13 protein-coding genes are annotated in these 15,285 nt (G+C 67.0%); 8 read left to right on the top strand and 5 right to left on the bottom strand.

What is annotated here, in order from left to right; all coding sequences use genetic code 11:
- Nucleotides 1-300 precede the first annotated feature (300 nt).
- Together HNQ67_RS10850 and HNQ67_RS10845 are read left to right on the top strand one after the other, a co-directional pair.
- Complete coding sequence (locus HNQ67_RS10850) at nt 301-2,373, top strand: S8 family serine peptidase (protein ID WP_183255602.1); 2,073 nt, start codon at nt 301-303, stop codon at nt 2,371-2,373.
- 69 nt (nt 2,374-2,442) lie between these two features.
- The gene (locus HNQ67_RS10845; RefSeq protein ID WP_183255249.1) at nt 2,443-4,593 is read left to right on the top strand and encodes an AGE family epimerase/isomerase; all 2,151 of its coding nucleotides are present in this window, start codon (nt 2,443-2,445) and stop codon (nt 4,591-4,593) included.
- 3 nt (nt 4,594-4,596) lie between these two features.
- On the opposite strand, the gene HNQ67_RS10840 is transcribed toward HNQ67_RS10845, so the two are convergent.
- The 3 genes from HNQ67_RS10840 to HNQ67_RS10830 form a co-directional block, all read right to left on the bottom strand.
- On the bottom strand, nt 4,597-4,746 hold the full coding sequence (locus HNQ67_RS10840) for a hypothetical protein (RefSeq protein WP_183255248.1): 150 nt from the start codon (nt 4,744-4,746) through the stop codon (nt 4,597-4,599).
- A gap of 94 nt (nt 4,747-4,840) precedes the next feature.
- The gene (locus HNQ67_RS10835) at nt 4,841-5,800 is read right to left on the bottom strand and encodes a M48 family metalloprotease (RefSeq protein ID WP_183255246.1); all 960 of its coding nucleotides are present in this window, start codon (nt 5,798-5,800) and stop codon (nt 4,841-4,843) included.
- A gap of 183 nt (nt 5,801-5,983) precedes the next feature.
- Nucleotides 5,984-6,211, bottom strand: coding sequence for a hypothetical protein (locus HNQ67_RS10830; RefSeq protein ID WP_183255244.1), 228 nt, complete (start codon nt 6,209-6,211; stop codon nt 5,984-5,986).
- 244 nt (nt 6,212-6,455) lie between these two features.
- Here HNQ67_RS10830 and HNQ67_RS10825 point away from each other — a divergent pair, with 244 nt between their 5' ends.
- Together HNQ67_RS10825 and HNQ67_RS10820 are read left to right on the top strand one after the other, a co-directional pair.
- The gene (locus HNQ67_RS10825) at nt 6,456-7,466 is read left to right on the top strand and encodes an NAD-dependent 4,6-dehydratase LegB (protein ID WP_183255242.1); all 1,011 of its coding nucleotides are present in this window, start codon (nt 6,456-6,458) and stop codon (nt 7,464-7,466) included.
- A 59-nt stretch (nt 7,467-7,525) separates the two neighbouring features.
- Nucleotides 7,526-8,632 carry a LegC family aminotransferase gene (locus tag HNQ67_RS10820; RefSeq protein WP_221247855.1) on the top strand — a complete coding sequence of 369 codons (1,107 nt, stop codon included), beginning with the start codon at nt 7,526-7,528 and terminating at the stop codon, nt 8,630-8,632.
- Here HNQ67_RS10820 and HNQ67_RS10815 read toward each other — a convergent pair.
- On the bottom strand, nt 8,629-9,249 hold the full coding sequence (locus HNQ67_RS10815) for a NeuD/PglB/VioB family sugar acetyltransferase (protein WP_183255239.1): 621 nt from the start codon (nt 9,247-9,249) through the stop codon (nt 8,629-8,631). The two genes, HNQ67_RS10820 and HNQ67_RS10815, sit on opposite strands and share 4 nt — an antisense overlap.
- Before the next feature lie 90 nt (nt 9,250-9,339).
- Here HNQ67_RS10815 and neuC point away from each other — a divergent pair, with 90 nt between their 5' ends.
- From neuC to HNQ67_RS10795, 4 genes are all read left to right on the top strand, one after another.
- Nucleotides 9,340-10,479, top strand: coding sequence for a UDP-N-acetylglucosamine 2-epimerase (gene neuC / locus HNQ67_RS10810; RefSeq protein ID WP_221247854.1), 1,140 nt, complete (start codon nt 9,340-9,342; stop codon nt 10,477-10,479).
- The gene (gene neuB, locus HNQ67_RS10805; protein WP_183255235.1) at nt 10,472-11,566 is read left to right on the top strand and encodes an N-acetylneuraminate synthase; all 1,095 of its coding nucleotides are present in this window, start codon (nt 10,472-10,474) and stop codon (nt 11,564-11,566) included. Before neuC ends, neuB begins: the two co-directional genes overlap by 8 nt.
- The gene (locus HNQ67_RS10800; protein WP_183255233.1) at nt 11,566-12,612 is read left to right on the top strand and encodes a nucleotidyltransferase family protein; all 1,047 of its coding nucleotides are present in this window, start codon (nt 11,566-11,568) and stop codon (nt 12,610-12,612) included. Before neuB ends, HNQ67_RS10800 begins: the two co-directional genes overlap by 1 nt.
- A gap of 184 nt (nt 12,613-12,796) precedes the next feature.
- A complete protein-coding gene (locus HNQ67_RS10795) occupies nt 12,797-13,642 on the top strand; it encodes a metallophosphoesterase family protein (protein ID WP_246347554.1) in 846 nt (281 codons plus the stop codon).
- Nucleotides 13,643-13,890: 248 nt separating this feature from the next.
- Here the strand turns inward: HNQ67_RS10795 and HNQ67_RS10790 are convergent, their stop codons facing one another.
- Nucleotides 13,891-15,273: an O-antigen ligase family protein gene (locus HNQ67_RS10790; protein ID WP_183255231.1), complete on the bottom strand. Its 1,383-nt coding sequence runs from the start codon at nt 15,271-15,273 to the stop codon at nt 13,891-13,893.
- Nucleotides 15,274-15,285 lie beyond the last annotated feature (12 nt).

Genomic DNA, 15,285 nt, shown 5'->3' with positions numbered 1-15,285 from the left:
GGCGTGGATTTGAGGTGTGGTTCGATGCGTAGTCGTCGTTTGGGGTCTGTTTCGGGATTGCTGTTGCTCGCCGCACTGGCCTTGCCTCTCACGGCTTGCGGCGGCGGTGGCGGCGGCGGTAGCGGAACTGTGGTCACGCCGGTTCCTCCGCCTCCTCCGCCGCCGCCGCCGCCTCCTCCTCCTCCTCCTCCTCCTCCTCCTCCGCCTCCGCCCCCGCCCCCGCCCCCGCCCCCTCCGCCGCCGCCCTCGGCGACCTCGGCCGAGTATCTACGGAACTATGGGTCGGCGAATTCAGGGGCCATCACCGCCTGGAACGCCGGCGCAACCGGCGCAGGAATCAACATCGCCGTGGTCGATTCCGGCATCGACTTCGCCCAGGCCGATCTCCAGGGCCGCATCTCATCGCTGTCGACCGACGTTGTCGTGGGCCGCAACACGCCGGCAGGCCCTCCGACGGCCAACGGCGCCCCCTCGCACGGGACCTTGGTCTCGGGGATCATCGCGTCGAATTTCAACGGTTTCGGCACCATCGGAATCGCCTATGAATCGACCATTGTGTCGATCCGGGCGGATGTCAGCACCTGCAGCAAACCGGAAGACACCGTCTGTTTCCAATCGGCAGACCTGGTGCGGGCGATCGACTACGCCATCGCAAACAACCTGCGGATCGTGAACATGTCGCTGGGGGGCGAAGGCCCGCTCGGTGCGGCGTTCGAGGCGGCCTTGCAACGCGCCGTCAACGCCGGCATCGTGTTCACCATCGCCGCCGGGAACGCGGGTGAGGAAGCGACGGGCGGAAACCCCGAATGGCCCGGGCGGTACGCCACCGACCCAAGGTTCGCCGGCAGCATCATCGTCGTCGGCGCGCACGACGCCACCAACACGCTCGCCGGCTTCTCGAACAGGGCCGGGGTCTCCGCCGCAAGTTATATCAGCGCCGCAGGTGCTGACGTCATCACCGGATGTAACGGAACTTCCTGCTGGCGGATAAACGGGACCTCCTTCTCGGCCCCTGCGGTGGCCGGCGCCTTGGCCCTCCTGCTTGACGCCTTCCCTAACCTGACCGGCCGGGAGGCCGTCCAGATATTGCTGACGACGGCCCGCGAGGCGGGCGACCCGGGCGTGGACGTGGTCTACGGACGCGGCCTGCTCGACATCGCGCGCGCCTTCCAGCCCGTCGGCTCGACCAGTGTGCCGATGGGGTCGGGATCCACCGTGACGGTGACCAGCCAGAGGTTCGCCTGGTCCAGCGCCGCCTTCGGCGACGCCTTCCGCAACTCGGCTGGACTGCAGACGGTCGGGCACGACTCCTTCGACCGGCTGTTCCGCGTCAATCTCGCAGCCGCCTTCGCGCAGGCTCCGGCGGGAGATCGGAACCGGATGCCCCGGTTGGAACGGCAGCAGGCGACCCTGACCGTCGATGCGCCGATCGGCGGACAGCTGTCGCTCACGAGCAGCGCGGCCGTCGACGACAGCGCCTCCGATCCCGCGGCTCTTTCCCGCGCCCTGACGCCGTGGCTCGACGAGGAACGGCGCGAGGACGTCATGGTCCAGTTCTCCACGGACCGCGGCGGCGTTGCGATGTGGCAGGGGCGGAACGGCGCGCGCTCGCCGTTCGAATTGGGCGCCGGGGACGGGTTCGCCTCGCTGGCGCAGGTGGATCGCGCCTGGCTGGGCGCGGTCAAGGTGGGGGCCCTGACCTTCACCGCCGACGCAGGCGCCGGGGACCGGGCCATGCCCTTCCAGGCCACGGAAGAGGATGTGTCGCGCTACACCCGCTTCGCCATGAAGTGGGAGGCCTCGCCCGCGGCGCAGCTCACCTTCGCCGCCGGCGGCCTGAGTGAACGGATGGGACCGCTGGGGTCCTATGTGCCGATCGGCTCCGGGTTTGAAATGCCGAGCGAGAGCAGCTTCGCCGGCGTTTCGGGCCTGTTCGACCTCGGCTCCGGCCTCTGGCTGGACGCGGAGGCGGGCTGGGCCCGCACCGACCTGACAGGCCAGTTCCTCAACCTGTCGGAAACCGCGCTGAGCTCAAGCTGGCGGCTGGGCCTGACCTCGGTCTGCGAGGTCCTCGGTTTCGGCTGTCGCTCCCTGACCTGGTCAATCTCGCAGCCGCTGCGGGTCGAGAGCGGCGAGTTCAGCGCCTGGCTGGCGGACGCGCCGCTGGAGTATTTCGATCCGCTCACCTTCTCGGAGCGCCGCTTCTCGGCGACGCCGTCGGGTCGGCAGATCGACATGGCGCTGGGGACTCTGCACGCCCTGTCCGACGGCTCCGAGCTGGCGCTGCGCGCCGTGGTGACCCGGGACGACCGGCACGTGCGGACGGCGGCTCCTGTCTACGGGCTGATGGGCAATTGGCGCACGAGATTCTAGTGGGGTAAGCCCCGGGTGGGGCCCGACGCCGAAGACGGTGCGGGGCTCGGCGAGTAGCGGGGGGCGGTCATGGCGATCTATCCGGTGATCCTGTGCGGCGGCGCCGGGACGCGGCTCTGGCCCGCCTCGCGGGATCACCGGCCGAAGCAGTTCCTCAGCCTGGCCGGCGATCTGTCGCTGTTCCAGGAGACAATCGCGCGGGTGGCGCCGTTGACAGGTGCGCACGGCCGGATCGTCGTCGTGGCCGGCCGCGATCACGCCTCATCGATCGCCGATCAGCTGGACGACGCCGACGCGGTTCTGCTGATCGAGCCGGTCGGCCGGGATTCGGCGCCGGCCGTGACTGCGGCGGCGGAATGGATCGCCCGGCAGGACCCGGACGCCGTCGCCCTGTTCGTCGCTTCGGATCACCACATCCCCGACGCGGCGGGGTTCAGGGCCGCGGTGCTGGAGGGCGCGAAGGCGGCGGAGGAGGGACGGATCGTCACCTTCGGCGTGCGGCCCAGCGAGCCCTCTTCGGCCTATGGCTATATTCAGCCTGACGGTCCTGGCCTGGCGCCGGTCAAACGGTTCGTCGAAAAGCCGGATCGTCGTCGGGCGGAAACCTATGTGAAGGAGGGCTACCTCTGGAACAGTGGCAATTTCGTCGTGCGCGCGGACGTCCTGCTCACGGAACTGGAAGCCCATGCGCCCGAAGTCCTGCGGACCGTCAGACAGGCCTTCCCGGCTGGCGATGGCGGCTCCACCGCGCTGGACGAGACTTTCAGCGAAGCGCCGCGCATCTCGATCGACTACGCCGTAATGGAGAAGAGCGACCGCGTGTCCGTACTGCCGGTCGGTTTTGGTTGGTCGGACCTCGGCGCCTGGGACGCTGTCGCGGCTACGGGTGAGGCGGATCGCGGCCTGTGGATCGGCGGCGGCGGCGACGGGGCGAACCTCGTGCGCGCGGCCGAAGGCATGGTCATCGCCACCGCCGGCGTGAGCGATCTGGCCATCATCGCCGAACCCGACGCGGTCTTGGTCTGCCATCTCAGTCGGTCGCAGGAGGTCAAGGGACTGGTCGAGCGGCTCCGCAAGATTTCACCGCGGCATGTGCATGGGGCGGCCTCCGAAGAAGACGTGCTGGAAATTCGCGCGCGCGCGTTCGACGACTGGGTGCGGTTCAACGCCCTGCCGCTCTGGGCCACGACGGGCGTCGCCGGCGACGGCGGCTTTTACGAGGCCATCGACCGTACGGGCGCGCCCGTTGGCGACTTCCGCCGGGCGCGCGTGCAAGCGCGGCAGGCATATGTGTACAGCGCGGCGGGGCAGGCAGGCTGGGCGGGACCATGGCGCCGGCTGGTCACGGAGGGTCTCGAACGGTTCGAAACGACCAACCGGCGGCCGGACGGTCTCTATCGCACGCGGGTGTCGGTCCGGGGCGAGGTGCTGAACGACACGGCGTCACTCTACGATCAGGCCTTCGTTCTGCTTGCCATGGCGGCGGCGGCCTCGGCCGGCATCGAGCCCGGGCTGATGGGGTCGCGAGCACAGGCTCTTCGGGAGGCGCTTGAGGGGCTGGCCCATCCCGGAGGGGGCTGGCGCGAAGACGCCAGCCATCCCCACCAGGCCAATGCGCATATGCACCTGCTCGAAGCATGCCTGGCGTGGGAAGCGATAGAGCCGGGGGGCGCCTGGGCGGGCATGGCCGATACCATCGTTGGTTTGGCGGAGCGGGCGTTCATCGACCCCGACGGCGGATTCCTGCGCGAGTTCTTCGATGCCGACTGGCGCCCCGCGGCAGGGGAAGCCGGACGGTTGGTCGAGCCGGGTCACCAGTTCGAGTGGGCTTGGCTGCTGACGCGCTGGGGGCGGGCGAGGTCCGACGATTGGTCAGCCGGAGCGGCGCGCCGCCTGTATGATGCGGGCTTGCGTGGAATCAACAGCGCACGGGGCGTGGCCGTTGACGAGATGGACGACGGGCTGGCGGTACGCTCGGGCCGCGCGCGCCTGTGGCCCCAGACCGAGCGGCTGAAAGCGGCGCTGATCCTGGCGGAGGATCTGCCCGGGGGTCATGCCGGTCATGCGCTGAAAGGGTTGCAGGCCTATCTGGAGCCGACCGGCTTGTGGCGTGACAAACAGGAGCCGGATGGCTCCTTTGTCATCGAACCTGCCCCGGCCAGTTCCCTGTATCACATCGCGGCGGCCTGGCTTCAGCTGCGGGAGACGCTGAAGCTATGATGATCAGAGGAAGGTTTTAGGCTCGCCCAGCGGCGCCGTAGATGCCGGGCGCCCACTCGGCAGCACGACCACCTCGCCATACAGACCCGCGGACCGCGACCGGTCGACCGGGCTCATCGGCACGCGTTGGATCGGCTGCTCGCTTCGCTTCATCCCATCCTCCCCAGGAGCGGTGTGGACTTAACCCCCTGTTAGTTAGTCCGGTCAAGCTTGGCTATTATCAACCTGATCTGAGGCTTGACCTGATTCAGGGCACGAGGTTCTCGCCGGCGCGTTGCTTCAACTCGATTTCGTGACGAACCGCCTCGAGACTCCTCGCACGGGATTCGGCCGAGGCATGCACGATTTGCGGAAATCGCACCCGCCAGTTCGACGCGCCGAAACGGCGCCAGAACGGCGCGGCGACGGCGGGATCGTAACCGGCCCGGGCAGCCAGATAGAGCCCCACCCGATCCGCCTGCTGTTCCGCGCCGCCCTCTCCCCCCTCGGCACGCCAAACGCTCTCGTTCTCCCGCCGCGCCGCGCCGCCGGACTCGTTCCAGACCCGGTGGCGCAACACATGATGCGCCAGCTCGTGGCCGAGGATCACCGCCAGTTCGTCGTCCGTCTCCGCGAACCCGGCCAAGGCTGTGCTGATGAACAGCCGTCGACCATCGGCCCGGGCGTTCAGTTCGTCCGACGGGTTCAACTGCACCTCATAGCCGCAGGCGCGGCGGGGCGTGACGGTGATAGGTATTTCGGCGCCATTCCTGCGAACGGTCAGCTGCGTAGAGCCATTGGCCAGCGACCGGTCGATCACGGCGATGTTGGCAGCCAACCCCTCGAACGCAGCCTCTCTTCGGTCAGGTCCCCTCGCAAGCGCTCGGCCGTTCACGGCGAGGACAAGATCGCCCTCCTGGAGACCAGCGATGGCGGCCGGCGAACCGGCCGGCACCGTGAGCAAGCCCGGAAGATCGCCGTCCAGCCCGAAACGAGCTTGAGCGTAGGGTCGCAATTCTTCGCTATACTGTGAGGCCGCATGCAGCGCCCACCCGGCTGATTGCCGGATTGCAGGGCAAAGGGCGGCGTTCGCGTCCGACAAGCGGAACGCAACCCGGGCGACCCGGGCGTCGAGCGCGTTCAGGGCCGCTAACCGGAGAGGGGCCGCCGATCGGGGGGCGTCGGTGATCGCCGTTGAGATGGGGCCGCCGCAGCCGGCCAGAATCACCGCGCAGGCCGCCAGACCGATCTGGGCCGGCAGCCGATGCAACCAGGATGCCAAGAGATTTCTGTCCAAGCCGTTATTCGTTCAGCGGATCATAAACGCCGAAAGGGCCAACCGGAAATCCGATTGGCCCCTACAGCACAGTTAGACGAGAACCGAACAGAAGGCCGGTTGTCGTCGATCAGATTAGTCGCTCTCGCTGTCGTCGTCGCTGGCGACCACGACGGCGGCCACGAGAACGGCGGTGCCGATCAGCAGAACAGGAAGCGGCACGCCGGCGAATTCCGAAGATTCTCCGGCGACGGCGCCGACGCGATCGCCAACGCGAGTCACAGCGGAGTTGGAACCGGCAGCGGCCGCTTGGCCAGCAACCAGAAGCAGGCCGGCCGTAACGGCGGCGATGGTCTTGCGCATAATAATCCCCTTCAAAAAGCTTTTATCCCAAGGCGCAGTGGCCCCAGTCGGGGACTTCATAGCGTCGGACAGGGCCGGCAGGCAAGTAAAAACTCCACTTTGGGCTATTTCGCCGTCGCCGGCATCGCGGTGAAGCGATCCGGCTGCAGCGTATCTGACGGCGCGCGAATCGACCGATGATGGCGCGCGGCCGCCTTGGAGGCGGGCACATTTGACAGCCTTGACGGCGATGGCGGAATCTCCAATGCGACTGGATGGCAAACGCGTACTGGTCACCGGCGCGGACGGCTTCATCGGCTCGCACCTCACCGAGCGACTGGTCCGTCGCGGCTGCGAGGTCCGCGCCTTCGTTCAGTACAACAGCCTCGGGTCGTGGGGCTGGCTGGACGAGGCGCCGGCCGATCTCCGCCGGGACCTCGATGTCTTCGCCGGCGACATCCGCGACCCGCATGGCGTGCGCACGGCGATGACCGGCTGCGACGTGGCGCTGCATCTCGCCGCCCTGATCGCTATTCCCTACAGCTACCATTCGCCCCAGACCTACGTCGAAACCAATGTCATCGGCACGCTGAACGTTGTGCAGGCGGCGCGGGATCTGGGTGTCGAGCGGGTGGTCCACACCTCGACCAGCGAGGTCTATGGCACCGCCCGCTTCGTGCCGATCACCGAGGCCCACCCGCTACAGGGCCAGTCGCCCTATTCGGCGTCAAAGATCGGCGCTGACCAGATCGCCCTGAGCTTCCACGCCGCCTTCGGCACGCCGGTGACGGTGATCCGGCCGTTCAACACCTATGGGCCGCGCCAGTCCGCCCGCGCCGTCATCCCCACGGTGATCAGCCAGCTGGCCGCCGGCGCGCGCGAGATCAAGCTGGGCGCGGTGCATCCCACGCGGGACTTCACATTCGTCAGCGACACTGCCCGCGCCTTCGAGGCGCTGGCCGAATGCGACACGGCCATTGGCCAGACGGTCAACGCCGGCAGCGAGTTCGAAATCTCGATCGGCGACACCGCGCGGGCGATCATCGAGCTGATGGGGCGCGACGCGGCCATCGTCACCGACGAGGAGCGCCTGCGCCCCGAGGCCAGCGAGGTCGAGCGCCTGTGGGCGGACAGCGGTTTCATGCGGTCCCTGACCGGCTGGACGCCGGACTATGGGGGCGGAGACGGCTTCCGCCGCGGCCTTCAGCAGACCATCGACTGGTTCAGCGACCCGGTGAACCTGGGCCGCTACAAGACCGACCGGTACGTTCTGTGAGCGGCGATCTGCCCGGCCGGATCCTTGCTGCGGTCCGCGCCGCGCTCCCCGACGCCGCCTTGCCCGCCCCCCTCCACGCCCCGGAGTTCCGGGGTCGAGAATGGGACTATCTGAAGGACTGCCTCGACGCCGGCTGGGTCTCGTCGGTGGGCGGCTACGTCGACCGGATCGAGCGCGATCTGGAGCGTTTCACCGGAGTCCGGCATGCGGTCGCCGTGTCGAACGGCACGGCGGCGCTGGAGGTCTGTTTCCGCTTGGCGGGTGTCGAGCCCGGCGACGAGGTTCTGGCGCCGACCCTGACGTTCATCGCCACCATCAACGCCATCACCTACCGCGGCGCCACGCCTCATTTCGTCGACGCCGAAGAACGTACCCTGGGCGTCGATCCGGCCCGTCTGGACGCCTATCTGCAGTCGACGGCGAAGATTGAGGACGGCGTCTGCGTCAACACCCGCACCGGCCGGCCGATCCGGGCGTTGACGATCGTGCATGTTTTTGGCCATCCCGCCGATGTCGACGGCCTTGCCGAGGTCGCGGCGCGCTGGCGCCTGGCGCTGGTCGAGGACGCCGCCGAGGCGTTGGGGTCGCGCTGGAAGGGCCGGCACATGGGCGGCTTCGGCCGGCTGGCGGCGCTGAGCTTCAATGGCAACAAGATCGTCACCACGGGCGGCGGCGGGGCGGTCCTGACCGACGATCCCGAACTGGCCAGGCGGGCCAAGCACCTGACGACAACGGCCAAGGTCCCGCACCGCTGGGCCTTCGAGCACGACGAGGTCGGCTGGAACTACCGGATGCCCAACCTGAACGCCGCCCTCGGCTGCGCGCAGCTGGAACGGCTGCCCGACATGATGGCGCGCAAGGCGGCGCTGGCGGAGCGATATCGGCGGGCCTTTGACGGGATGGATGGCGTCCGGCTGCTGGAGCCGCGCGACGGCGCCGAAGTGAACCATTGGCTCAATGCCCTGATCCTGGACCGGCCCGACCGAGCGGCGCGTGACGCGGTGCTGGAAGCCCTCAATGAGGCCGGCTATCAGGCACGCCCGCTGTGGACGCTGATGCACCGCCTGCCGATGTACGCCGATGGCCCGCGCGACGCCCTGCGGATGGCCGAGGGGCTGGAGGATCGCGTGATCAACCTGCCCAGCAGCGCCGCCCTCGCGGACTAACGTTCCAGCGGTTTCGCCGGGTTGCCGACCACCACCGCGCCGGCCGGCACGTCCTTGGTGACCACCGCCCCCATGCCGATGACCGCGCCCTTGCCGATGCGCAGCGGCCTGTCCGGCGTGCCCTGTTTCAAAACCGCGCCGGTCCCGACATAGACGTCGTCCTCGATCACCGTATTGCCATTGACGCAGACGCGGGGGGCCAGGGTGACGAAGTCGCCGATGACGCAGTCGTGGGCCACATAGCTGTAGAGGTTGGCTTGGAAATGCCGGCCGATCACGACATTGGCGGTGATCACCACATGGTCGCACAGGATGGCGCCCTCGCCGATCCGGGAGGGACCCCGGAAGACGCAGGTGGGCGCCACGATGGAGACGAACGGCCGGCCCGCGGCCTGGAGTTCGGCGTCGATCCGGCGCCGTTGTCCGGCGTCGGCGATGGCGATGGCCATGGCGACGCCGGCGTCCGCCTCGTCCTGGACAAGGACCGGCAGACCGTTCACAGCAGGACCCCCGCCTTCCCGCGTCAGGAAGCAGACATCGTCCGCTCCGGCCTGGGCCATGGCCAGGGGCGCCACTTCCCGGGCGAAGCCGCCGGTTCCGCACAATCCGATTCGCATGCGATCCTCCCCGGACATGGTAGCAGGTTGCTAAGGCGCACGGCCTAGAGCTTCATCATGGAGGCGCGGTTGGCGAACAGGCGGATCTGTGTGGCGACCAGCGGACGGGCCGACTACGGCCTGCTGTGCTGGCCGATGCGGGATATCGCCGCCGCCGCCGGCCTGTCGCTGCAACTGCTGGTGACGGGAACCCACCTGGAACCGCGCTTTGGGACGACCGTCGAGCGGATCGAGGCCGACGGCTTCGTCATCGACGCCCGCGTGCCCATGGCCCTGACCGGCGACGATCCCGCCACCCTGGCCCGCGCCTCGGGCCTTGCGCTGACCGGAACCGTCGAGGCCCTGCAGCGGCTGCGTCCCGACGTCCTGTTGCTGCTCGGCGACCGGTTCGAGACCCTCGCCCTCGCCCAGGCGGCGATGCTCGTCGGCGTGCCCGTCGCCCACATCGGGGGAGGCGACGTCACCGAGGGAGCCTTCGATGAAGGCATTCGCCACGCCATCACCAAGCTCTCGCACCTCCACCTCGTCACCCACGCCGACGCGGCGCGGCGCGTGGTCCGGCTGGGCGAGCCGCCCGAGCGGGTTCACGTCGTCGGCAACCCCGGCCTCGACGCGCTGACGCGGGCGCCGACCCTGACGCGCGATGTGCTGGAGGCGACGCTTGGACGCCCCCTGGGGGCGAGGAATCTGCTGGTCACCTTCCACCCGGTGACCGTGCTGCCGGACGGCGGATGGGCGGAGTTCCAGGCCCTGCTGGGCGCGCTGGAGCCGCTGACCGACGTCACCCTGTGGATGACGAAGGCGAACGCCGACCCGGGCGGAGGGGCGATGAACGCCGCGCTCGAGGCCTTCGCCGACGGCCGGTCCAATGTCAGCCTGCACGACGCCCTCGGCCCCGCCTATCTGCCCCTGATGGCTGCCTGCGACGCGGTGGTCGGCAATTCGTCCAGCGGTCTGGCCGAGGCGCCGTCCGTGCGGACGCCGACCGTCGACATCGGCCTGCGCCAGCGCGGGCGGCTCGCCGGCCCCTCGGTTCTGCACTGCGCCGCCGAACCGGCCGCCATTTCGCAGGCGATCGGGAGGGCCATGGCCGGCGAGGCGGCGGACTTCGAAAATCCCTACGGCGACGGGCGCAGCTCGGCCCGCATCGTCCAGGCCCTCATCGCCGCGCCGTCGCGCGACCTCCTGCTGCGCAAGCGCTTCTTCGAAGACGAGCAACCTGATGACTGAGCCGGTCCTGATCATCGCCGAGGCGGGCGTGAACCACGACGGGTCGCTGGAAGACGCCGGCCGGATGATCGACGTCGCGGCCGAGGCCGGGGCGGACGTGGTCAAATTCCAGACCTTCGAGCCCGAGGCGGTGCTGACCGTCCGGGCCATGAAGGCGGCCTACCAGGCGACCAATACCGGCGAGGGCGGCACCCAGCTTGACATGGTCCGCCGGCTGGCGCTGAGCCGCGACGATCACCGTGCCCTGGCCGACCGCTGCGAGAAGCGGGGGGTGCGGTTCATGTCGACCGCCTTCGATATGGGCAGCCTGGAATTCCTGTCCGGGCTCGACATGCCCGCCGTCAAGATTCCGTCCGGCGATCTGACCTGGGGCGCCATGCTGCTGGCCGCCGCCCGGGTCGGCCCGCCGCTGATCGTCTCGACCGGAATGGCGACGCTGGCCGAGGTGCGGGCCGCGCTGGCGGTCATCGCCTTCGGCCTCACGCGGGACGGCGACCCCGGGGGAGCGGACGATCTGGATCAGGCGTTCGCCGACGGCCAGGCCGCCCTGCGCGAGCGGGTCACCCTGCTGCACTGCACGACCGAATACCCGGCCCCGCTGGAGGCGATCAACCTTCGCGCCATGACGACCATGGCCGAGACCTTCGGCCTGAGGGTCGGCTATTCCGACCACAGCCTCGGCCAGACCGTGGCGATCGCCGCCGTCGCGCGCGGCGCCTGCGTCATCGAAAAGCATTTCACCCTCAGCCGCGGCCGGCCGGGGCCGGATCATCCGGCCTCGCTGGAACCGGACGAACTGGCCGCCATGGTCCGGTCGATCCGCGACGTGGAGACCGCCCTCGGGCGGGCGGAGAAGCAGCCTGCGCCCGCCGAGCTGGGCAATCTCGCGATCGCCCGACGCGCCCTCGTCGCCGCCCGGTCCATCCGCAAGGGCGAGGTTCTGACCCCCGACGCCGTCACGGCGAAACGCCCAGCTGACGGACTGTCGCCCATGGATCAATGGCGCTTGATCGGTACGGTGGCGCAGCGCGACTATGCGCCGAACAACGCGCTGGAAGAGCCGGGCGAAGGGCAGGGAAGACCGTAATGCGGCAGTGGGAGAAGGCTCTGATAGGCCCGGGAGCGACGTTCCGCGACGCCTTGGTGTCGATCGATTCGACCGGCGCGGGTATCGCTTTGATTGTCGACTCCGAGCGGCGCCTCTTGGGAGCTCTGTCCGATGGTGATGTACGCCGCGCGCTGATCAAGGGGGCGGGCCTTGAAGATAGCGCCAGCGGGGCCGCCAATGCCAATCCTGTATGCGCCGACCTAGGCCAGGACAGGGCTACCACGTTGGCCACCCTGCGCGCTCACAGCCTCCGTCAACTGCCTGTCCTTGATGGCGAGCGGCGGGTGGTTGGCCTCGTCACCCCCGCAGACTTCCTTGACATTCCCGTGCGAACCAACTGGGTGGTTATCATGGCAGGCGGGAAGGGTGAGCGACTCGCCGAGCTGACGCGAGACACGCCCAAACCGATGCTCAAGGTCGGGCCTCGGCCGATCTTGGATACCATCGTCGGCAATCTGGCGGGGCAGGGATTCCGAAAATTCTGGCTGGCTGTAAATTACAAGGCCGAGCAGATCGAGAGACATTTCGGCGACGGCTCGAACCTGGAGCTCGACATCGGCTATCTCAGAGAGGCCAAACCGCTCGGCACCTGCGGTGCATTGGCGCTTATGCCTCGGCCTGAAGAGCCTTTCGTCGTCACCAATGGCGACGTTCTTGCGAAGGTGGACTACAGTCATGTGCTTGACTCCCACCTTCAAACGGATGCGGACGCAACCGTGGTGGTGCGCGACTACCAGATGCAGGTGCCGTTCGGCGTGGTTAACGCCGAGGGCGCACAGGTGACCCGCATCGATGAGAAGCCGACCCAGAATTACACCATCAGCGCCGGGGCCTACATCCTGTCGCCGTCGGTGCTCGATCTTGTACCGGCGGATACCTTTCTGGACATGCCAAGCCTTATTAGCGGGATGATCGCCGGGGGGCTGCGCGTTCGTCTGCAACGCGCCGAGGGGTATTGGATGGATATCGGGCGGATCAGCGACTATGAGCGTGCGAACGCTGATTTCAGCAGCACCTTCCAGTAGAGGTTGAGCCGTGGACTCGCGGCCCTACGGGGATTGTTTCGAGGGTCGCGGCAGGATCGCGCGGCTCTATCCGGCACTTGCCGCTCACTGTCCATAGGAACGCGGCCGATCCTCCAATGGACGGTCACTGATGGGCGAGGTAAGGTCAAAACGGTCGAAACCGACCGGTTATTCGTTTGAATTCATGATTCTGAAGCTGCTGAAATCCCGGCCCCGGACAGTCCTCACCCCGCCCGCTGTTCCTGTGGTCCCGCCGGGAATGCTGATATGGGCCATCGGCGACGTTCATGGCCGTCTGGACCTTCTCAAGCCGTTGGTCGAGGCGATCTTGATCGACGCGAGTGAAACACCCGCAGATCGCAAGATGGTGATCTTTCTCGGCGATTACGTCGATCGAGGCCCTGACAGCCGAGGCGTGCTGCAGTATCTCGTCGATCTCACCAGTTTTTCAGGAATAGAGTGGCGCTTCCTCAAAGGTAACCATGAGGAGGCCATGTTGAACTTCCTCGTCGATCCGACCACCGGCGGGCGCTGGTGTGAATACGGAGGTGATGCGACTCTCTTGTCGTACGGATTGCGGCCGCCCAACCTGAGACACCGAGCTGAGGGCTGGGCTCGCGTTTCTGCGGACCTGCATCATAAGATGACTGCTTCAGAGAGAGAGTTCTTGGAAAACCTGGAACTCAGTGTCTCTATAGGAGACTATTTCTTCGCCCATGCAGGAGCGCGACCGGGCCAGCCGCTTGATCGCCAGAGTCAGCGGGACCTGATGTGGATTAGAGGTAGCTTTCTCGATAGCGATGTTGCTTTCAATAAGGTGGTCGTCCACGGCCATACTCCCACCCCTGCTGTTTACGTGGATCAACGGCGCATCGGAGTGGACACCAAGGCGTATGACTCTGACATGCTGACCGCACTTAGATTGAAGGGCGAAAACCGGTCTGTCGTGCAGGCGATCCTGGAGGACAAAATCGTGCATACCCGCCGACAGATGCTGGCGGAGAAGACAGAGGCGGGAGCCGGGCGCTGAACGTCGACTCAAGACCTTATTCCCCAAATGGCACGCCGAAACACGACGCTTCGGGCTTGGAAGCGTAGGTACAATCTCCCGTACAAGGCGGTCCCGAACACAGGTGTGGACGTTTGCGACTGGCTATGCCCGCGCATCATACGGTCCAGGAATCGACAGGAACGAGCTGTGTAAGCCGCGGGATCTCCCATCCTCACAGCCCCCGGACCATTCAAGCACCAGCCGGTGTTATGCCTGCCGTCTATATGTCAGACCCGCATCCGCCTGCGCTGATCTCCGGCGTCCGACTCCGCTAGGCTCGCCATTTCGAGAAGTGCGCAACACATCGCAAAAGCGGTCGTAATCGCTACCGTTCGTAGCGGATAGTCACCGACAGAATGGACCAAGACCGTTCCGATTGCCACCGTAGCAGCTCGCTGTAAGTCTCTGGCGCCAGAGACCTTTCCGCGCCATGCGGCCCACGCTCGGCGCGCGAACCATACGAGGAACAGGGCAAGAGCGATTGCCCCAAGCCATCCGGCCTCAAGCCAGATCTCAAGGTAGTCGTTGTGCGCTTGGTTGAAGAACGTGTTGTCGAGCGTGGCCAAGGGTTCCACCGATCGGTAGACGGGGTCGAAGCTCCCTAGTCCAGCACCTGTGGGAAGGTAGCTTTCTGCGGCTTGGGCAACGATCGGCCAACGATCAAATCGACCCTCTGCTGCGGAAGTGCTGTCGAACCGAGCCAAGATGGGCGGCAGGGCGAGATACGCGATGGCAGCCAAGGCGCCGCCTGTGACGCCGATCATCATCAGAAATGCCGGAGCAATCCGTTTGCGACCGGTGGCAATCCAGGCGGCGACCAGACTGGCCAGAATGACCGGAGGAAAAAGGACGATGCCGGCCCGGGACCGGATCGCGCCGAGTGCGACAACGACCAGGCCGACGAAGATAGCCCCCAGCCAGATTGGCAAGGGGTTCGATCTGCTGCGCCGAAGACTGGCGGCAGACAGCACCAGTGCAAATGGCAACATGGCCAGCACAAAGGTCGCCAAGTGGTTTCGATTGGCGAAGAAGCCGTTCACGGAGCCGGCGCTTGTTGTCGCCCACGGATAGAGCTGCTCACCGCCACTCGCGAGCTGCGCTGCGCCCAAAAGAATACTTGTGACGGAAGCGATGAGGTAAAGGCCGACCAACCGTACCGCTAGTTTTTGGGGTGAACTCAACACCGCCAAAAACATCGCCACTGGTGGCAGGAGCGCCAACGCCGCGCCCAAGGTACGGTCTGGCGTCAAGCTAAGCGTTGCCCAGCCAGGCTGCAGACCGGCGAGCTGCAAGGCCAGGACCAGCGGTTCCCGGCCAGGTAGGTTGGTCCAGATCATCGGCGGCACGGGAGCGAGCTGAAGCAATGGAATCAACACCACAATGCTCAGGATCGCGAGTACGAACTGATGAGATCGCCACACACCGTTCTGGATCAAACGGCCACCAGCAATGACGAGGAGCGGCAGAGCGGTGAGCTCGACGAGCGCGAGCCGAACTTCATGCTGGCGACTTGCGCCCCCGAACAGGATGGAAACCACCAGCAGGACGGCCGCCGCAACGACGATCGTATCCCACTTGGTCGTCGAGACAATTTTTAGTGACCGTTCCAACGTACGGGCTCC

The organism is Brevundimonas basaltis (assembly GCF_014202075.1).
Classification (GTDB): Bacteria; Pseudomonadota; Alphaproteobacteria; order Caulobacterales; family Caulobacteraceae; genus Brevundimonas; species Brevundimonas basaltis.
Note: the sequence above shows the minus strand (reverse complement) of the source record. Positions and strands in the feature narration are given on the sequence as shown.